A 17,023-nucleotide genomic window follows, 5' to 3' on the forward strand; every position below is an offset into this window, starting at 1 on the left:
ACAGGGCTTTTCTTTCGTCACGGGCCTTAGGCGGCGGCGACGATGCTCACGTAACGACGGCCGAAGGCGCCCTTCACGTCGAACTTGATCACGCCGTCCACTTTCGCGAACAGGGTGTGATCCTTGCCGAGGCCCACGCCGTAACCGGCATGGTACTGGGTGCCGCGCTGACGCACGATGATGTTACCGGCCTTGACGACCTGGCCGCCGTACAGCTTCACGCCAAGGCGTTTGCTTTCGGAATCGCGACCGTTACGAGTAGAACCACCCGCTTTTTGTGTGCCATGAGTCAATTCTCCGTTAGAGGCGAGATCAGGCCTGGATGCCAGTGATCTTGATTTCAGTGAACCACTGACGGTGGCCCTGACGCTTCATGTGATGCTTACGACGACGGAATTTGATGATGGTGACCTTGTCGTGACGGCCCTGGGCGGTCACTTCGGCGGTCACTTTGGCACCATCAACGACCGGCAGACCGATCTTGACGTCGTCACCGTTGCCAACCAGCAGAACCTGGTCGAAGGTGACGGTTTCACCGGTGGCGATGTCGAGCTTCTCGACCTTCAGGTACTCGCCTTCGGCGACCTTGTATTGCTTGCCACCGGTAACGATAACTGCGTAGGACATGGTAAATCTCCGTTAAACCTGCTCACCCGGTGCTTTATAAGAGGTATCGTCGACCGGCATGGCTGCACGGGACCGGAAGGAGCGCCGCGCAATTGCGTAAGACAGGGGGTTAACCCTAGGAATGTTCAGGGCCCGCGATTCTACGCAAGCCAAGGCCCGGAGGCAAGAGCCGCCCGCCCGCGCCTTGACAGTCCCCCACCCCACCCCTAGCATGCCGCGCAACCTCGTTCAGCGGCCATGCCGGGCCGGTGCCCAACCGAATCGGCAGGAGCGGCGAGCCGCGGGAGCGCGATGGCAATCCCTGGGCATGGCACTGGTGCCGGTCCCTAGGGCATAGTCTGGCGGTCATGCGCCATCCGGCCGCCTGAATATTGCCCGGACCTCCAGTGGACACCTCTCAATGACGCAGCAATCCCAGTCCTTCTATCGCGTGGTGACGGACGATTTCGCCGCCGTAGACGGCATCATCCGCCAGCAGCTGACCTCGCGCGTGCCGCTGGTCGAGAAGATTGGCGACTACATCGTCTCCGCCGGCGGCAAACGCCTGCGTCCGCTGCTGGTGCTGCTGGCCGGCAAGGCCCTCGGGCGCGCCGACCACGATCTGCAGTTGCTGGCGGCGACCATCGAATTCCTGCACACCTCCACCCTGCTGCACGACGATGTCGTCGATGCCTCAGGTATGCGCCGCGGCCGTTCCACCGCCAACGCCCTCTGGGGCAATGCCCCCAGCGTGCTGGTCGGCGATTTCCTCTATGCCCGCTCCTTCGAGATGATGGTGGCGCTGGGCTCCATGGAGGTGATGCGCATCATCTCCCAGGCGACCCGCGTCATCGCCGAAGGCGAGGTACTGCAGCTGTCGAAGATCCGTGACGCCAGCACCACCGAAGATATCTACATGGAGGTCATCCGCGGCAAGACCGCCATGCTCTTCGAAGCCTCCACCCACAGCGCGGCGATCCTAGCCGGCGCCAACGCCGAGCAGGCCGAAGCCCTGCGCCGCTATGGCGATCACCTGGGCGTGGCCTTCCAACTGGTCGATGACCTGCTCGACTACCAGGGCGACGCCGTGGCCCTGGGCAAGAACGTCGGTGACGACCTCGCCGAGGGCAAGCCGACCCTGCCGCTGATCGTGACCATGCGCGAAGGCACTGCCGAACAGGCGGCGCTGGTGCGCCAGGCGATCCGCCAGGGCGGCAGCCAGGACCTGGAAAGCGTGCGTGCCGCCGTCGAAGCCGCCGGTGCCCTCGACTACACGGCGCGCAAGGCGCAGGAATTCGCCGAGCGGGCCATCGCCTGCCTGGACGCCCTGCCCGCCAGCGAATATCGCGACGCCCTCGCCGACCTGGGTCGTTTCTCGGTGGCCCGGACTCACTGACGCTTGCGCCGACCGATCGAGCCCGCCGTCGCCAGACCGCGGGCTTTTTCATGTCCGACCAAAAAAGTCAGGTAATCCCTTGCTATTTATTGAATAAGAATTATTCTCATAAATAGCACAGCAGGAGCCTTGCCATGACTTATCTGATCGACGCCTGGCTGGACCGGCCTCATCCCTATCTGCGCATCCTCAATCGGGAAACCGGCAAGGTTTGCGCGGAGTTGGACGAGACGGCCCTGGAAGAACTCAAGGACCTGGGCGAGCTGGATCTGCACAGCCTCACTTCCAGCGAACCGCGGGTGGTGAAGGAGCAGATCCGCCAGGTCTTCCTGTTCAGCTACGCCCTGGCGCTGCGCCCGGAAAACGAGGCGCTACGCCTGGACTGCTAGCGTTAGAGAACGTCGAGCAACTCGACGTCGAACACCAGCACGCTGTGCGGCGGGATGCCGCCGACGCCTTGGGCGCCATAGGCCAGTTCGCTGGGCACATGCAGGCGCCACTTGCTACCGGCGGGCATCAGTTGCAGGGCTTCGGTCCAGCCAGCGATCACGCCGCCGACCGGAAACTCGGCCGGCTGGCCGCGCTGGTAGGAGCTGTCGAACACGCTGCCGTCGATGAGGGTACCATGGTAGTGGGTGCGTACCTGGTCTTCGCGGGTTGGCGTAGCGCCCTCACCTTGGGTGAGCACTTCATATTGCAGACCGGATGGCAGCACCACGACGCCAGGGCGCTCGGCGTTGGCCTTCAGGTAGTCGACGCCTTCCTGGGCCGCTGCGGCGGCCTTGGCCTGGGCTTCTGCCTGCATGCGCTCGCGGATGACGCGGAAGCTGGCATTCAGCGACTCGACGTCCACCCGGGAATCCTGGCCATCGAAGGCTTCGGTCAGGCCCGCGAGCACGGCAGCCAGTTGCATGCCGGGGACCGGATTCTGGCGCAGCTGATCGCCCAGCTGGCGGCCGATGCCGTAGCTGACGCGAGCTTCGTCGGTATCGAGCAGGATGTCGTTCATAGCAGCCTTTCCATCGTGAAAAAAGGAGCCGAGCCTAGCACATCAGGGTCCCGGCTCGCCGCCGAGGCTGCCGCGCTGCCGGCGACAGCGCTCGGAGCAGTAGCGCACCTCGTCCCAGCTGCGCTCCCATTTCTTGCGCCAGGCGAAGGGCCGCTGGCAGACCGGACAGACCTTGGTGGGCAGATCGCCCTTCTTCATAGGGATTCTCCCGCGTCGAGACGCGCCAGCAGGGCCTCGCCACGCTGCCAGAGGGCCTGCTGCCGCTCCGGGGCCTGGCGGTCGAGATTGCGATAGAGATTGAGCATACGCGGATACTGGGCGAACCGCTCGCGATGGCGGATCAGGAAGTGCCAGTAGAGGGCGTTGAAGGGACAGGCCCTGTCGCCCAGCGCTTCCGTGACCTGGTAGTGGCAGCCCTTGCAGTAGTCGGACTGGCGACGGATGTACTGGCCGCTGGCGCAATAGGGCTTGCTCGCCAGATAGCCGCCGTCCGCATGCATCACCATGGCCTGGGTATTGGGCAGCTCGACCCACTCGAAGGCATCCAGGTAGACCGCCAGATACCACTCGCCGATGGCCTGGGGCGCGATACCGGCCAGCAGGGCGAAATTGCCGGTGACCATCAACCGCTGGATATGGTGGGCGTAGCCCAGCGCCAGAGTCTGGCCGATGGCCTGGCGCATGCAGGCCATGTCAGTGGCTCCGGTCCAGTAGAAGTCCGGTAGCGCCCGGGTATTGCCCAGCACATTGAGCTCCCGATACTCGGGCATGCGCAGCCAGTAGACGCCATGGACATACTCCCGCCAGCCGATCAGCTGGCGCAGGAAGCCCTCGGCACTGTTGAGCGGCACCCTCCCCTCACGATAAGCGGCATCCACCTCCGCGCAGAGCTGGCGCAGGTCGAGCAGCCCGATATTGAGCGCCGCACTGATCCGGGCGTGATGCAGATAGGGCTCGCCGCGGGCCATGGCGTCCTGGTAGGTACCGAAGTCGCGCAGCCCTGCATCCAGGAAGTGCCGCCAGAGGCGCTCGGCATCCGCGCGGGTCACTGGATAGTCGAAGCCGTCGAGCCGGCCATAGTGGTGAGCGAAGCGCTGCCCGACCAGCTCGAGCACTTCTTGGGTACAGGCATCGGGCGGACAGCTGAAGGGCTCGGGAACAGGATGGCCCCTGGGCAGCGCCTTGCGATTGTCCTTGTCCAGATTCCAAACGCCACCGCAAGGCTCGTCTGGTCCCTCCATCAGCCAGCCGTGGCGCCGGCGCATGCCGCGGCAGAAGGCCTCCATGCGCAATTCGGTGCGGGTTCCGGCCCAGCGGGCGAAGGCGGCGCGACTGCAGAGAAATCGGTCGTCGCCGTGCCAGCGCACAGGCACCGCCAGATCGAGCCCGTGCAGCGCCTGCTCCAGTCGCCATTCGCCGGTCTCGGTCAGATGGACCTCGTGCGCGCCCGACGCCCTGACCCAGCAGGCGATCTCGGCCGGCAGCGAGCCCTGGTTGTCCGGGTCGTCCAGGGTACGGTAGTGGACCTGGAAGCCACGCGCGCGCATCTCGATGGCGAAATGGCGCATGGCACTGAAGATCAGGGCGATCTTGCGCGGATGGTGAGGCACATAGCTGGCCTCGCTCATGACCTCGGCGAGCAGCAAGACGTCCTGCGCGGGATCGGCGTCGCGCAGGGACGCCAGCTGGGGCGACAGCTGATCGCCGAAGACCGGTAGCAGGCGCCGGACGGCGCCCTCGCTCAAGAGGCGTTCCGGTAGTTCAGCGGGATCTTCAGCGGCTCGGTCGAGCGTGGCGCCATGCCGACCATCTCGTCGTAGGCGCTGTGCTGGATGAGAAAGCACGGCAGTGCCGGCAGATCGGCCAGCAGGCGGCGGGCCTGGGCGGCCGAGCCCAAGCGGTAGAAGTGCCCGTCCCGTCCGGTCAGCCGCGTGCGACCGTCCTGAGTGAGCACCTCGAGCACATAGAAGCCGCCCTCGATGGACAGCAGGTTGAGTTCACGGACCTCGCCGGCCTGGGCGCGCTGGGTCAATTCCGGCAATTGCATGGGAACCTCCGGGTCGAGATCGACATCCGGGATGACGTCGATTGGCAGCTGTGAGCATTCGACAACCTAGGACAGGCAAGCGCAGCGGCGCAATCCACAAAGCGTAAGCGGAGATGCCCGGAACGGACGAGCGGCTGCCCTACCCTAGTGCTTGGTCAGACGATCCAGGTAGCCCATGGCAAAGGCAGACACTACGAACACCAGATGGATGATCACGTACCACTTGAGGTATTCGGGATTGGTGTTCTGGGCATCCATGAAGATGCGCAGCAGGTGGATCGAGGAGATGGCGACGATGGAGGCGGCCACCTTGTTCTTGAGCGACCCCGAATCCATCTTGCCCAGCCAGCTGAGCTTTTCCGACCCTTCGTCGATGTCCAGCTGGGATACGAAGTTCTCATAGCCGGAGATCATCACCATGACCAGCAGACCACCCACTAGCGCCATGTCGATGAGCGACAGCACCAGCAGGATCAGCTCGGCTTCGGTGGATTCGAAGATATGCGGTAGGACGTGGAAGACTTCCTGAAAGAACTTGAGCGCCAGCAGAACCAGCGCCAACGACAATCCCAGATAGATGGGCGCCAGCAGCCAGCGGGAGGCGTAAAGGGCTTTTTCGATCAGACGTTCCATGCAGACTCGCTCGGTTTATCAGGGCCGGGCGAGTATACCGGGGCGTTGCGGACGGACCAATGCGGCAGGTTGTACCGTTGCTCAGGCGTCGGGACCTACCTGGAAGCGAACCTGCTGATGGGCGCGTTCGCCATTCATCTTGCGCAGTTCACTCTGCATGTGCAGGCGCCAGATCTGGGTCTCTTCGACCTGGATATAGCCCTGTTCGACCAGGTTCTCGGCAATGGCGGTCATGACGCCTTCGGCCGCCTTGGGCCCGTGGAAAGGCCCCTGGGCCTTGATGGCGGTGGGCTGCTGGCCATTGAGGCCGGCAGCGCACAGCAGGGTCCAGAGGCCCTGTTCCTGACCGAGCGGCTTGATTTCGCATTCGATACGGGTGACGAGGCCCAGGCAGGGACGGATCAGGGTAATGGTGCGGGACATGGCGTCATCCTCTCGAAGCGCTCAATGCTCGCCGGTCCTAGGCCAGAGGTATCCACAAAGGCTGTGGACAACCCTGTTGGTCAACAGGGGGCAAGCGGGTCTGGGCGCCGTGCTACTTGGGCTACGACGCCTTGTACAAAATCCGACCTGCCCCCTGGACCTCAGTTCTCCTCCGCTTCGTTGTTTTTCCCTTTTGCCTTGGAGTTATCACTGAGTTTGTCGGCCAGTTCATCTTCCAGTTCGAGCTCGGCGATTTCCTTGAGACGCTGTACCACGCGCGCATTGACGCTGCCGTCGGGGAAGCGGCCCTTGGCATCAGGCGCCCCGGCCGGCTCGCCCACCAGCAGCGACAGGGCCTCGTCCGCCTGACGTACGGCATAGACATGGAACAGCCCTTCACGAACCGCTTCCAACACGGTTTCGTCGAGCATCAGGTTGGTGACATTGGCGCGCGGGATGATCACGCCCTGCTCGCCGGTCAGGCCGCGGGCTTGGCAGAGGCGGAAGAAGCCTTCGATCTTCTCGTTCACGCCGCCGACCGGCTGGACCTCGCCGAACTGGTTGATGGAGCCGGTGATGGCGAAGCACTGCTTGAGCGGCGTGCGCGACAGCGCGGAGATCAGGGTACAGGCCTCGCCCAGGGAGGCACTGTCGCCATCGACGTAGCCATAGGACTGTTCCAGGGCGATGCTGGCCGAGATCGACAGGGGGAATTCCTGGGCATAGCGACTCCCCAGGTAGCCGGTCAGGATCATCACCCCCTTGGAGTGGATGGGTTGGCCCAGACTGACCTCGCGTTCGATGTCGAGGATGCCGCTGGCGCCCGGATAGACGGTGGCCGAGATGCGCGCTGGCATGCCAAAGGCGGAGTCGGCCACTTCCAGCACCGTCAGGCCGTTGCACTTGCCCACCGCGGCGCCCTGGGTGTCGATGAGGATGAGCCCGGTGAGCATGTCGTCCAGCACCCGGGCACAGACGCGTCCGGTGCGGGTTTCCTTGGCCTTGAGGGCGCGCTCGACATGGCCCTTGTCAGTGCGCTCATCACCGGCCAGATGACGGATGAAATCGGCTTCGCTGACCAGTTGGAACAGATCGCCGATACGCGCTGACAGCCGCCCCTGGTGCTCGGCCAACCGGGCACTGTAGGTGGCCAGACGGGCCACGGCCGCCGAGGTCAGGGGCGCCATGCCCTCTTCCGAGGTGCGCGTCTTGAGCAGCTGGGCGAACTGCTCCAGGCTCTCGTCACGCAGCGGCAGTTCTTCGTCGAAGTCCACCAGCACCCGGAACATCTCCTGGAAGTCCGAATCCAGCTCCTGCAGGGTGTAGTAGATGTTGCGCGAGCCGATGATGATGACCTTGAGCTGCAGCGGGATTTGCTGGGGCGCCAGGCTCATGGCGGTGAGGCGCCCCAGCTCGGCCAGTGGCGATTCCATCTTCAGCTGGCGCGAATGCAGGGCACGCTTGAGCGCGTCCCAGACGAAGGGCTCGGTCAACAGCTTGTCGGCTTCGACGATGAGGAAGCCGCCATTGGCACGATGCAAGGCGCCCGGGCGCAGCTGGCGATAGTTGGTGTAGAGCGCGCCCTGATCGGATTGGTACTCGATGCGACCGAAGAGATTGTCGTAGGTAGGGTGGGACTCGAACACCACGGGTGCACCGCCGGTGACGTGGTGGCCGATGATCAGATTGGGCTCGTACTGCTCGCGCAATTCCTTGCGCCGCTGCATGTCGGGCTTGGCGTCGTCGGCCAGTTGCTCGACCACCGTCTTGAGTAGATCCACCTGCATGGCCTGCAGATAGGCGCAGACCCCGGGGTTGTCGTTGTACTTCTCCGACAAGGGCGCCAGCAGCGGCTGCAGGGCCTGGATGATGGTGTCTTCGTTCAGGGCGCGCAGCTGGTTGCTCGACTCGCGCCGCCATTGCGGCAGGCTGGACAGTTCTTCGTTGAGGCGTTCTTCGAGGCTGGAGATATCGGCGTGAAAGCGCTCGCGCTCGGCTTCGGGCAACTGGGCGAAGTCGGCCTCATCCAGCGCCTTGCCGTCCTTCATGGGGGTGAAGGCGACATTGTTGGCGTCGCGGTAGAGGGCGATCTCCTTTTCCAGGGCGAGCTTTTCCACCACATCCAGGGCCTGATCGTAGCGCTGGTTGAAGGCACGCTCGATCGCGTTCTTCTTCTGCTGGAACGCCGGGTGTTCGAACACCGCCGGAAAGGTGGCCAGCAGGTTGTCGATGAAATGGGCCATGTCGGCCACGAAGGCCTCGCCCTCGCCAGGTGGCAGTTCCAGGGCTCCCGGTGCGCGCGGCTCTTCGAAGTGATTCAGGTACACCCAGTCGTTGGGCGTCGGCTGCCGCTTGGCCTCGGCCTTGAGGTAGCGTTGCACGAAGGAGAAGCGACCGGTGCCCGGCTCGCCCATGACAAAGACGTTGTAGCCGGGCCGCGGCATGGCCACCCCGAACTGCAGGGCTTCGACCGCGCGCTCCTGGCCCAGGATGCCACGGAAGGGTTCGAGCTGATCGGTATCGGCAAAGGAGAATTGTTCGGGAGCGAAGGGGCGGGTCAGCTCATCGGGAGCGAGCCGGAGACCGGCCGCGACGGGATCGTGCATCGTAAGTCCTTGTCAGGCATGCAAGCAGTGTCCGCATTCTGCGACCGGGATGACAGCGGAGGCAAGGCAAGCCGCGCTCCCCTGCGTATTTAAACGCAGCGGTTCGAAGGGGCTGACATGACGTCTGTCGGTATTTTCCGACCCCAGCGTTTTTTGACGAAATTCTCACCAGACGCCTACTAAGCTTTCTATAGGGGGATCAGTCGTAGGATCCCGTGAGGAGGCCCCATGGCTGGCTCTCGTCGTTTCATTCCGCTGTTCTTCCTGCTGTCCGCGCTCGCGGCCTGCACCAGTTATCACGACCAACTGATTGCCAAAGGCTATCCGCCGGCCTATGCCGACGGCTTCAGCGACGGCTGCCAGACCGGCAAGCAGGCAGTCAATGGCATTGGGTACGAACACAAGGATGCGCGCCGCTTCGTCGCGGAGAAACCCTATCAGCAGGGCTGGGACGCGGGCTACGCGCAATGCGTGCAGGTGGCCCAGCGCGAAGAGCAGCAGCGCTTCATCGAGCAGGTCCGGGAAAACCGCGAAGGCGCGGAGCAACTGCATCTGCGCTCCAAAACACGTTGAGGTCGCAGCCATCCTTGCAGCACAGATAGGATGACCTATGCTGGCGGGCCCGCTTGTTGAGCTCAGCCAATGTCCGCCCGTTCGCCGCTGTTCGCCGTCGCCCTGCTGCTGGTCGCCATGACCTCGATCCAGACCAGCGCGAGTCTGGCCAAGACGCTGTTCCTGCGCCTCGACCCGGTGGGTGTCACCACCCTGCGCCTGATCTTCGCCGCCCTGGTCCTGCTGATCGTGCTGCGTCCCTGGCGCAACTTCCGCCGCGAAGCGCTGGGCAGTCTACTGGGCTATGGCGTCGCCATGGGCGTGATGAACCTGACCATCTACATGGCCATGCAGCGCCTGCCGATCGGCATCGCCGTCGGCCTGGAATTCGTCGGCCCCCTGGTGGTAGCGCTGTGCGCCCTGCGCCGCTGGCTGGACCTGCTGTGGATCGTGCTGGTAGTCGCTGGCCTGGCCGTGCTCCTGCCCTTCGGTCACAACGCCTCGGCGCTGGATCCCCTCGGTACCAGCCTGGCACTGGGTGCCGGCGCCTGCTGGGCGTTGTACATCGTGCTGGGCAAGCGCGCGGGCGCGGTCCATGGCACCGGCACGGTGGCCTTTGGCGCTTCCATCGCCGCCCTGGTGATCCTGCCCATCGGCATCGTTCATAGCGGCAGCAATCTCTTGCAACCGGAAATTTGGCCACTGGCACTGGCCTTGGCACTGATGTCCACGGCCATTCCCTATGCCCTGGAAATGGTCGTGCTCACCCGCCTGCCGGCCTCGACCTTTGGCACCCTGATGAGTCTGGAACCCGCGCTGGGCGCCCTTTCCGGCTGGGTGTTCCTCGGCGAGATCCTGGGTGTCGCCCAATGGTTCGCGCTCGCCTGCATCATCGCCGCCTCGATCGGCGCCACCTGGAGCAGCCGTCTGACCCCGGAGCAAACGCCGCTCTAGGGACTCTATAACGAGGCGAATCCTCACGCGGAGTACCGACGATGATCTATCTGATAATGGGCGTCTCGGGCAGTGGCAAGACCACCCTGGGCGAACTCCTGGCCAGCCGACTAGGCTGCCGTTTCGACGATGCCGACACCTTTCACAGCCAGGCCAACAAGGACAAGATGGCCAAGGGTATCGCCCTCACCGACGAGGATCGCTGGCCTTGGCTGGATGCTATCCACGATGCCATGCAGCAGGCGCGGGCCGAGGGCACCACCCGGGTGTTCGCTTGCTCGGCGCTGAAGAAAGTCTATCGAGATCGCCTGCTGAACGGCCTCGAAGGTGTGCGTCTGCTGTTTCTCAAGGGCTCCCCGGAGCTGCTCGCCGAGCGTATCGGCAGCCGCCGTGGGCACTTCTTCGATCCCAAGCTGTTGCAGAGCCAACTCGATACCCTGGAAGCGCCCGACCACCTGGAGGCCCAGGTGCTGGACGTGCGCCAGTCGCCGGAGCAACTGGTGGACGAGGTGCTGGAGCACGACCGCAGCGCCTGAGGGCTGCGAGCACGGCGTCAGACCGCGACCGGCGCCTTGATGTGCGGATGGGCCTGATAGCCTTCCAGCTCGAAATCCTCGAAGCGGAAGGCGAACAGGTCCTGTACCGCTGGATTGAGCTTCATGGTCGGCAGCGGCAGCGGTTCGCGGGTCAGCTGCAGATCGGTCTGCTCCAGGTGATTGGCATAGAGGTGGCAATCACCGCCGGTCCAGATGAATTCGCCCGGTTGCAGCCCGGTGACCTGCGCCACCATCAGGGTCAGCAGCGCATAGCTGGCGATATTAAAGGGCACGCCGAGGAAGATGTCGGCGGACCGCTGGTAGAGCTGGCAACTCAGGCGGCCATCGGCGACATAGAACTGGAACAGCGCATGGCACGGCGGCAAGGCCATCTCGTCCACCAGCGCCGGATTCCAGGCCGAGACGATCAGGCGGCGTGAATCGGGCTTGGCGCGGATCATGTCCACTACCCCGGCGATCTGGTCGATATGGCGACCATCCGGTGCCGGCCAACTGCGCCACTGGTAGCCGTAGACCGGGCCCAGTTCGCCATTCTCGTCGGCCCACTCGTCCCAGATGGAGACGCCGTTGTCCTTGAGATAGCGGATGTTGGTCTCGCCCTGCAGGAACCATAGCAGCTCGTGGATGATGGATCTGAGATGGCACTTCTTGGTGGTGACCAGGGGAAAGCCCTCGGCCAGATCGAATCTCATCTGGTAGCCGAAGACGCTGTAGGTCCCGGTGCCGGTGCGGTCGCTCTTGAAGGTGCCGTGTTCGCGCACGTGGCGCATCAGGTCGAGGTACTGTTTCATGGCGGGAGCGCTACCTGGCAAAAGCCAAATGGTATCAAATCGCGCCCTGCGGGAGCGGTCGCGCTTGTCGCAGCCAGCAGCGGGGCACAAAAAAAGCGGCCCGAAGGCCGCTTCTCGTCGTTTAGCTGTTAGCTGTTGGCCGGCGGCGCCGTGAGAGTCGCCGTCTCGCGCTCGCGCTGGGTGATCTCCGAGGCCGTGGCGTCCATGGCCTCCTGCAGCCCCTGCAGGCGCTTCTTCTCGGCACGCCGGGTGAAGTACCAGGCGAAGAAGGTGAACAGCGAGACCGCCAGCAGGATTAGGCTGGCGATGGCGTTGATCTCCGGCTTCACGCCCAGGCGCACCGCGGAGAACACCTCCATGGGCAGGGTGGTGGAGCCGGGACCGGACACGAAGCTCGCCAGCACCAGATCGTCCAGCGACAGGGCGAAGGACATCATGCCACCCGCCGCCAGCGACGGCGCGATCATGGGAATGGTGATCAGCAGGAACACCTTCCAGGGCCGGGCACCCAAGTCCATGGCCGCCTCTTCGATGGACAGGTCCAGTTCGCGCAGGCGCGAAGAGACCACCACCGCCACATAGGAGGCACAAAAGCTGGTGTGGGCGATCCAGATGGTTGTCACGCCGCGGTCCTGCGGCCAGCCGATCAACTGCGCCATGGAGACGAACAGCAGCAGCAGCGACAGACCGGTGATCACCTCGGGCATCACCAGCGGCGCCGTGACCATGCCGCCGAACACGGTACGGCCGCGGAAGCGCGGGATCCGGGTCAGCACGAAGGCCGCCAGGGTGCCGAGGATCACCGAGGAGATGGCCGTGTAGAAGGCGATTTCCAAGGAGCGGAACACCGCGCTCATCAGTTGGCTGTTGTCCAGCAGGCCGACGTACCACTTCACCGACCAGCCACCCCAGACGGTCACCAGGCGCGACTCGTTGAAGGAGTAGATGACCAGGATGACCATCGGCAGATAGATGAACAGCAGTCCGAGCACCAGCATCAGGTTGGTGAACTTGAGGCCTCTCATAGCTTGCCCTCCAGTTCCTTGGCTTGGTTGCGATTGAACAGCACGATGGGCACGATCAGGATCAGCAGCATCACCACCGCCAGGGCGGAGGCCACCGGCCAGTCACGGTTGTTGAAGAATTCCTGCCAGAGCACGCGGCCGATCATCAGGGTCTCCGGGCCGCCCAGCAGCTCGGGAATGACGAATTCGCCCACCGCCGGAATGAACACCAGCATGCAGCCGGCGATGATGCCGTTCTTGGACAGTGGCACGGTGATCTTCCAGAAGCTGGTGAAGCGACTGGCACCCAGGTCGCCGGCGGCTTCCAGCAGGGTCAGGTCGTGCTTCACCAGGTTGGCGAACAACGGCAGGATCATGAACGGCAGGTAGGAATAGACGATCCCCAGGTACACCGCGAAGTTGGTGTTGAGCATCTGCAGCGGACTGCTGATGATGCCCAGATTCATCAGGAAGCTGTTGATCAGGCCATTGGTGGAGAGCAGCCCCATCCAGGCATAGACGCGGATGAGAATGGCGGTCCAGGTCGGCATCATGATCAGCAGCAGCAACACCGTCTGCTTCTCGCGACTGGCGCGGGCGATGGCATAGGCCATGGGATAGCCGATCAGCAGGCAGATCAGGGTACTGATGCCGGCCATCTTCAGCGAGCCGAGATAGGCATCCAGATACAGCGGATCGCCGGCGAACATCAGGTAGTTGCCGAAGTTGAGCGCGATATCCAGTTGCTGATCGGCGTAGCTGAACAGCTCGGTATAGGGCGGGATGGCCACGTCCGCCACCGAGAAGCTGATCTTGAGCACGATCAGGAACGGCAGCAGGAAGAACAGGAACAGCCAGACGAAGGGCACGCCAATGGTCAGGCGGCGGCCATCGAGCAGGCGCTTGAGCAAGGGAGGTCTGGTCATGCTTGCAGTACCACGCCGCTGTCGTCTTCCCAGTACACCACCACGGCGTCGTCCCAGGTGGGTCGTTTGCCGAGACGCTCGGCGTTGGCGATGAAGCACTGGACGATGGGCCCGGTCCCCAACTTGACGTGATAGACCGAGTGCCCACCCAGGTAGGCGATGTCATGCACGGTGCCGCTGCACCAGTTGTAGTCGGGATGCTCGTGATCCGCCGGCAGGCTGGTGCCCATCAGCAGCTTCTCGGGCCGCAGGGCGAAGGTGACCTGCTTTTCCTGGGCGCGGGTGCTGATGCCGTGACCGATGTAGATCGGCCGCTCCAGTTGCGGACTGTGGATGATGGCATGGTCGGCGCCATCGTCGGTCAGCTCGCCGTCGAAGATGTTGACGCTGCCGATGAACTCGCAGACCAGCCGGCTCGCCGGGGTCTCGTAGATGTCCATGGGGCTGCCCACCTGGGCGATCCAGCCCAGGTGCATGATGGCGATGCGCTCGGCCATGGTCATGGCCTCTTCCTGGTCGTGGGTCACCATCACGCAGGTCACGCCCACGCGCTCGATGATCTCCACCAGCTCCAGCTGCATCTGCGAGCGCAGCTTCTTGTCCAGGGCGCCCATGGGCTCGTCGAGCAACAGGAGCTTGGGTCGCTTGGCCAGGGAACGCGCCAGGGCCACCCGCTGGCGCTGGCCACCGGAGAGCTGGTGCGGCTTGCGCTTGGCGTACTGGGTCATGTGCACCAGCTTGAGCATCTCGGCCACGCGGGCGTCGATCTCGGCCTTGGGCAGCTTGTCCTGCTTGAGGCCGAAGGCGATGTTCTGCTCCACGCTCATGTGCGGGAACAGCGCATAGGACTGGAACATCATGTTGATCGGCCGCTCGTAGGGCGGCATGTCGGTGATGTCCTCGCCATCGAGGAAGATGCGCCCTTCACTGGGTCGCTCGAAGCCGGCCAGCATGCGCAACAGGGTCGACTTGCCCGAACCCGAGCCGCCGAGCAGGGCGAAGATCTCACCCTTGTTGATGGTCAGGGAGACGTCGTCGACAGCGACGGTTTCGTCAAATTTCTTGGTGACCCGGTCGATCTTGACCAGGACTTCCTTGGCTTTCTTGTCGCCGGTGGCGGCTTTCTTGAAGGCACTGGTGGCGGTCGCCATGTACATCTCCCCAGGAAAATCGGGGACCGGCCGGGCCGGTCCGCTTAGCGTTGGTTATTTGCCGGACTTGACCCGCGTCCAGCTACGGGTTTCCAGGCGCAGGAGTTGCGGGGGCAGCTCCTTCATGACGTACAGCTTGTCCATCACCGCCTGAGGCGGATAGACGGTTTCGTCCTGCCGCAGCTCGGCATTCATCAGCTCGCCCGCCTTGGGATTGGGGTTGGCGTAGCCGACATAGTCACTAACCTTGGCGATGACCTCGGGCTGCAGCAGATAGTTGATGAAGGCATGGGCCTCCTTCACGTTCTTGGCATCCTTGGGGATGGCCAGGAGGTCGAACCAGAGGTTCGCGCCCTCCTTGGGAATCGCGTAGCCGATGTTGACGCCCTTCTTCGCTTCCTCGGCACGCGAACGCGCCTGAAAGACATCGCCGGAATAGCCGAAGGCCACGCAGATGTTGCCGTTGGCCAGGTCGGAGATGTACTTGGAGGAATGGAAATAGGTGATGTAGGGCCGCACCTTGAGCAGCTGTGCCTCGGCCTTCTTGTAGTCGTCAGGGTTGGTGCTGTTGGGATCGAGTCCCAGGTATTGCAGTACCGCCGGATAGACCTCATCGGGCGAATCCATGAAGGAGACGCCGCACTTGCTCAGCTTCTTGAGGTTCTCGGGTTCGAACAGGATGGCCCAGGAATCGAGCTTGTCGGTACCCAGCGCGGCCTTGACCTTGTCGACATTGTACCCGATGCCGTTGGTGCCCCACAGGTAGGGCACGCCGTATTGATTGCCCGGATCGCTCTTTTCCAGTTGCTTGAGCAAGGCCGGGTCGAGATTCTGCCAGTTCGGCAGCTGACTCTTGTCCAGTTTCTGGAAGGCGCCCGCCTTGATCTGCTTGGCCAGGAAGTTGCTCGAAGGCACCACCACGTCGTAGCCGGTGTGGCCGGCCAACAGCTTGCCTTCGAGGGTTTCGTTGGAATCGAAGACGTCATAGACCGGGGTGATGCCGGTGGCCTTCTGGAAGTCATCCAGCGTGGTCTCGCCGACGTAATCGCTCCAGTTGTAGACACGTACCGTCGGGTCGGCGACAGCGGTTCCCATGACGGTCAGGGTGGCCATGGCCAGCAGGGTTTTACGCAACGAAAGCACGGGCGGCTCCTTTCATGATGGGCATCGACGACGACACCCTTTCAGCGGTCCATACAGACGTACGGCACGCCGGAGCGACTCCGGCGTGCCGTCCTTTCAGCCGCACGCGGCGGCAGCACTCACTTGCCGGACTTGATGGTGGTCCAGGTACGGGTCATCAGACGCTGGGTCTTGGCCGGAAGATCCGGGAAGGCATACAGCTTGGTCATGGTTTCCTGGGTCGGATAGATCCCCGGGTTGGTGCGGATCTCTTCGGCCACCAGCGGGGTGGCCGCCTTGTTGCCGTTGGGATACTGCACATAGTCGCTGACCGCCGCGATCACCTTGGGCTCCATCAGGTAGTTGATGAACTTGAGCGCGCCTTCGGAGTTCTCGGCATCCTTGGGAATGGCCATGGTGTCGAAGAAGGTACCGGCGCCTTCCTTGGGAATGTTGTAGGCCACGGTCACGCCGTTCTTGGCATCGGCGGCACGGGCCTTGGCCTGAGCGATGTCGCCGGAGTAACCGACCGCCACGCAGACGTTGCCATTGGCCAGGTCCGAGATGTACTTGGAGCTGTGGAAATAGGTGATGTACGGCCGCACCTTGAGGAACAGCTCCTCGGCCGCCTTGATCTCCTTGGGATCCTGGCTATCCGGCTTGTAGCCGAGGTAGTGCAGGCCGGCGGGAATGATCTCGGTGGGCGAATCCAGCACCGCCACGCCGCAGCCCTTGAGCTTGGAGAGATTCTCGGGCTTGAAGATCAGGTCCCAGGAATCCACCGGGGCATTGTCGCCCAGGGCAGCCTTGACCTTGGCCGGGTTGTAGCCGATGCCGATGGTGCCCCACAGGTAGGGGATGGCGTACTGGTTGCCCGGATCGCTGACTTCCAGGGTCTTCATCAGCTGCGGATCCAGGTTGCTGTAGTTGGGCAACTTGGACTTGTCCAGCGGCTGGTAGACGCCGGCCTTGATCTGCTTGGCCAGGAAGGAGTTGGACGGCACCACCACGTCGTAGCCGGAACGACCGGCCAGCAGCTTGGCCTCGAGGGTCTCGTTGCTGTCATAGACGTCATAGACCACCTTGATCCCCGACTCCTTCTCGAAGTTGGCGATGGTGTCTTCGGCAATGTAGTCGTTCCAGTTGTAGACGTGCAGGACCTTGGGGTCCGCCGAGGCGTTGCCGGCAAAGAGGCCGGCCAGGCTCAGCGCTAGAAGAGTCTTGCCAAAAACATTCATGCGGTGGT

20 protein-coding genes are annotated in these 17,023 nt (G+C 63.4%); 5 read left to right on the forward strand and 15 right to left on the reverse strand.

The genetic code is table 11. The features are described from left to right. Positions 1 to 26 precede the first annotated feature (26 nt). Entirely contained in the window at positions 27 to 293 is a 267-nt protein-coding gene (gene rpmA, locus C722_RS0112705) for a 50S ribosomal protein L27 (protein WP_026083820.1), read from the reverse strand. Positions 294 to 312: 19 nt separating this feature from the next. Then, positions 313 to 627 carry a 50S ribosomal protein L21 gene (gene rplU / locus C722_RS0112710; protein ID WP_007160791.1) on the reverse strand — a complete coding sequence of 105 codons (315 nt, stop codon included), beginning with the start codon at positions 625 to 627 and terminating at the stop codon, positions 313 to 315. Between the two features lie 400 nt (positions 628 to 1,027). Here rplU and C722_RS0112715 point away from each other — a divergent pair, with 400 nt between their 5' ends. Then, a complete protein-coding gene (locus tag C722_RS0112715; protein WP_017640859.1) occupies positions 1,028 to 2,002 on the forward strand; it encodes a polyprenyl synthetase family protein in 975 nt (324 codons plus the stop codon). Positions 2,003 to 2,136: 134 nt separating this feature from the next. Next, on the forward strand, positions 2,137 to 2,391 hold the full coding sequence (locus C722_RS0112720; protein WP_017640860.1) for a hypothetical protein: 255 nt from the start codon (positions 2,137 to 2,139) through the stop codon (positions 2,389 to 2,391). Positions 2,392 to 2,393: 2 nt separating this feature from the next. Here the strand turns inward: C722_RS0112720 and C722_RS0112725 are convergent, their stop codons facing one another. From C722_RS0112725 to C722_RS0112755, 7 genes are all read right to left on the reverse strand, one after another. Continuing rightward, complete coding sequence (locus C722_RS0112725; RefSeq protein ID WP_017640861.1) at positions 2,394 to 3,011, reverse strand: FKBP-type peptidyl-prolyl cis-trans isomerase; 618 nt, start codon at positions 3,009 to 3,011, stop codon at positions 2,394 to 2,396. A 42-nt stretch (positions 3,012 to 3,053) separates the two neighbouring features. Then, positions 3,054 to 3,209 carry a DUF2256 domain-containing protein gene (locus tag C722_RS25805; protein WP_017640862.1) on the reverse strand — a complete coding sequence of 52 codons (156 nt, stop codon included), beginning with the start codon at positions 3,207 to 3,209 and terminating at the stop codon, positions 3,054 to 3,056. Next, the gene (locus C722_RS0112735) at positions 3,206 to 4,756 is read right to left on the reverse strand and encodes a cryptochrome/photolyase family protein (protein WP_017640863.1); all 1,551 of its coding nucleotides are present in this window, start codon (positions 4,754 to 4,756) and stop codon (positions 3,206 to 3,208) included. Before C722_RS0112735 ends, C722_RS25805 begins: the two co-directional genes overlap by 4 nt. Further along, positions 4,753 to 5,058 carry a DUF6482 family protein gene (locus C722_RS0112740; RefSeq protein ID WP_017640864.1) on the reverse strand — a complete coding sequence of 102 codons (306 nt, stop codon included), beginning with the start codon at positions 5,056 to 5,058 and terminating at the stop codon, positions 4,753 to 4,755. Before C722_RS0112740 ends, C722_RS0112735 begins: the two co-directional genes overlap by 4 nt. A 144-nt stretch (positions 5,059 to 5,202) precedes the next feature. Beyond that, complete coding sequence (locus C722_RS0112745; protein WP_017640865.1) at positions 5,203 to 5,691, reverse strand: TIGR00645 family protein; 489 nt, start codon at positions 5,689 to 5,691, stop codon at positions 5,203 to 5,205. An 81-nt stretch (positions 5,692 to 5,772) separates the two neighbouring features. Beyond that, positions 5,773 to 6,114 (reverse strand): hypothetical protein, encoded by a 342-nt coding sequence (locus tag C722_RS0112750; protein WP_007160783.1) that lies wholly within the window; start codon positions 6,112 to 6,114, stop codon positions 5,773 to 5,775. Positions 6,115 to 6,275: 161 nt separating this feature from the next. Further along, positions 6,276 to 8,720 (reverse strand): Lon protease family protein, encoded by a 2,445-nt coding sequence (locus C722_RS0112755; protein WP_017640866.1) that lies wholly within the window; start codon positions 8,718 to 8,720, stop codon positions 6,276 to 6,278. A 228-nt stretch (positions 8,721 to 8,948) separates the two neighbouring features. Here C722_RS0112755 and C722_RS0112760 point away from each other — a divergent pair, with 228 nt between their 5' ends. The 3 genes from C722_RS0112760 to C722_RS0112770 all read left to right on the forward strand — a co-directional run bounded on the left by C722_RS0112760 (position 8,949) and on the right by C722_RS0112770 (position 10,762). Next, entirely contained in the window at positions 8,949 to 9,293 is a 345-nt protein-coding gene (locus C722_RS0112760) for a hypothetical protein (RefSeq protein ID WP_017640867.1), read from the forward strand. A gap of 69 nt (positions 9,294 to 9,362) precedes the next feature. Continuing rightward, the gene (locus tag C722_RS0112765; protein ID WP_017640868.1) at positions 9,363 to 10,226 is read left to right on the forward strand and encodes an EamA family transporter; all 864 of its coding nucleotides are present in this window, start codon (positions 9,363 to 9,365) and stop codon (positions 10,224 to 10,226) included. 41 nt (positions 10,227 to 10,267) lie between these two features. Continuing rightward, positions 10,268 to 10,762 (forward strand): gluconokinase, encoded by a 495-nt coding sequence (locus C722_RS0112770; RefSeq protein WP_017640869.1) that lies wholly within the window; start codon positions 10,268 to 10,270, stop codon positions 10,760 to 10,762. 17 nt (positions 10,763 to 10,779) lie between these two features. On the opposite strand, the gene C722_RS0112775 is transcribed toward C722_RS0112770, so the two are convergent. From C722_RS0112775 to C722_RS0112800, 6 genes are all read right to left on the reverse strand, one after another. Continuing rightward, positions 10,780 to 11,574: a thymidylate synthase gene (locus C722_RS0112775; RefSeq protein WP_017640870.1), complete on the reverse strand. Its 795-nt coding sequence runs from the start codon at positions 11,572 to 11,574 to the stop codon at positions 10,780 to 10,782. Between the two features lie 128 nt (positions 11,575 to 11,702). After that, entirely contained in the window at positions 11,703 to 12,599 is an 897-nt protein-coding gene (locus tag C722_RS0112780) for an ABC transporter permease subunit (RefSeq protein ID WP_017640871.1), read from the reverse strand. Beyond that, positions 12,596 to 13,504, reverse strand: a complete 909-nt coding sequence (locus C722_RS0112785) for an ABC transporter permease subunit (protein ID WP_017640872.1) — start codon at positions 13,502 to 13,504, stop codon at positions 12,596 to 12,598. Before C722_RS0112785 ends, C722_RS0112780 begins: the two co-directional genes overlap by 4 nt. Beyond that, the gene (potA, locus tag C722_RS0112790; protein WP_017640873.1) at positions 13,501 to 14,655 is read right to left on the reverse strand and encodes a polyamine ABC transporter ATP-binding protein; all 1,155 of its coding nucleotides are present in this window, start codon (positions 14,653 to 14,655) and stop codon (positions 13,501 to 13,503) included. Before potA ends, C722_RS0112785 begins: the two co-directional genes overlap by 4 nt. A gap of 54 nt (positions 14,656 to 14,709) precedes the next feature. Further along, positions 14,710 to 15,768 (reverse strand): polyamine ABC transporter substrate-binding protein, encoded by a 1,059-nt coding sequence (locus C722_RS0112795; protein WP_177323662.1) that lies wholly within the window; start codon positions 15,766 to 15,768, stop codon positions 14,710 to 14,712. Positions 15,769 to 15,917: 149 nt separating this feature from the next. After that, complete coding sequence (locus C722_RS0112800) at positions 15,918 to 17,015, reverse strand: polyamine ABC transporter substrate-binding protein (RefSeq protein ID WP_017640875.1); 1,098 nt, start codon at positions 17,013 to 17,015, stop codon at positions 15,918 to 15,920. Positions 17,016 to 17,023 lie beyond the last annotated feature (8 nt).

The organism is Pseudomonas sp. 313 (assembly GCF_000316965.1).
Classification (GTDB): Bacteria; Pseudomonadota; Gammaproteobacteria; order Pseudomonadales; family Pseudomonadaceae; genus Chryseomonas; species Chryseomonas benzopyrenica.

What these genes read in the sequence shown, in the direction of transcription:
- rplU (WP_007160791.1), bottom strand. Translation starts at nt 627, where the DNA reads ATGTCCTACGCAGTTATCGTTACCGGTGGCAAGCAATACAAGGTCGCC.
- C722_RS0112795 (WP_177323662.1), bottom strand. Translation starts at nt 15,768, where the DNA reads ATGGCCACCCTGACCGTCATGGGAACCGCTGTCGCCGACCCGACGGTA.
- C722_RS0112715 (WP_017640859.1), top strand. Translation starts at nt 1,028, where the DNA reads ATGACGCAGCAATCCCAGTCCTTCTATCGCGTGGTGACGGACGATTTC.
- C722_RS25805 (WP_017640862.1), bottom strand. Translation starts at nt 3,209, where the DNA reads ATGAAGAAGGGCGATCTGCCCACCAAGGTCTGTCCGGTCTGCCAGCGG.
- C722_RS0112760 (WP_017640867.1), top strand. Translation starts at nt 8,949, where the DNA reads ATGGCTGGCTCTCGTCGTTTCATTCCGCTGTTCTTCCTGCTGTCCGCG.
- C722_RS0112780 (WP_017640871.1), bottom strand. Translation starts at nt 12,599, where the DNA reads ATGAGAGGCCTCAAGTTCACCAACCTGATGCTGGTGCTCGGACTGCTG.
- C722_RS0112800 (WP_017640875.1), bottom strand. Translation starts at nt 17,015, where the DNA reads ATGAATGTTTTTGGCAAGACTCTTCTAGCGCTGAGCCTGGCCGGCCTC.
- C722_RS0112785 (WP_017640872.1), bottom strand. Translation starts at nt 13,504, where the DNA reads ATGACCAGACCTCCCTTGCTCAAGCGCCTGCTCGATGGCCGCCGCCTG.
- C722_RS0112775 (WP_017640870.1), bottom strand. Translation starts at nt 11,574, where the DNA reads ATGAAACAGTACCTCGACCTGATGCGCCACGTGCGCGAACACGGCACC.
- C722_RS0112740 (WP_017640864.1), bottom strand. Translation starts at nt 5,058, where the DNA reads ATGCAATTGCCGGAATTGACCCAGCGCGCCCAGGCCGGCGAGGTCCGT.
- C722_RS0112745 (WP_017640865.1), bottom strand. Translation starts at nt 5,691, where the DNA reads ATGGAACGTCTGATCGAAAAAGCCCTTTACGCCTCCCGCTGGCTGCTG.
- C722_RS0112725 (WP_017640861.1), bottom strand. Translation starts at nt 3,011, where the DNA reads ATGAACGACATCCTGCTCGATACCGACGAAGCTCGCGTCAGCTACGGC.
- C722_RS0112770 (WP_017640869.1), top strand. Translation starts at nt 10,268, where the DNA reads ATGATCTATCTGATAATGGGCGTCTCGGGCAGTGGCAAGACCACCCTG.
- potA (WP_017640873.1), bottom strand. Translation starts at nt 14,655, where the DNA reads ATGGCGACCGCCACCAGTGCCTTCAAGAAAGCCGCCACCGGCGACAAG.
- C722_RS0112750 (WP_007160783.1), bottom strand. Translation starts at nt 6,114, where the DNA reads ATGTCCCGCACCATTACCCTGATCCGTCCCTGCCTGGGCCTCGTCACC.
- C722_RS0112765 (WP_017640868.1), top strand. Translation starts at nt 9,363, where the DNA reads ATGTCCGCCCGTTCGCCGCTGTTCGCCGTCGCCCTGCTGCTGGTCGCC.
- C722_RS0112755 (WP_017640866.1), bottom strand. Translation starts at nt 8,720, where the DNA reads ATGCACGATCCCGTCGCGGCCGGTCTCCGGCTCGCTCCCGATGAGCTG.
- C722_RS0112720 (WP_017640860.1), top strand. Translation starts at nt 2,137, where the DNA reads ATGACTTATCTGATCGACGCCTGGCTGGACCGGCCTCATCCCTATCTG.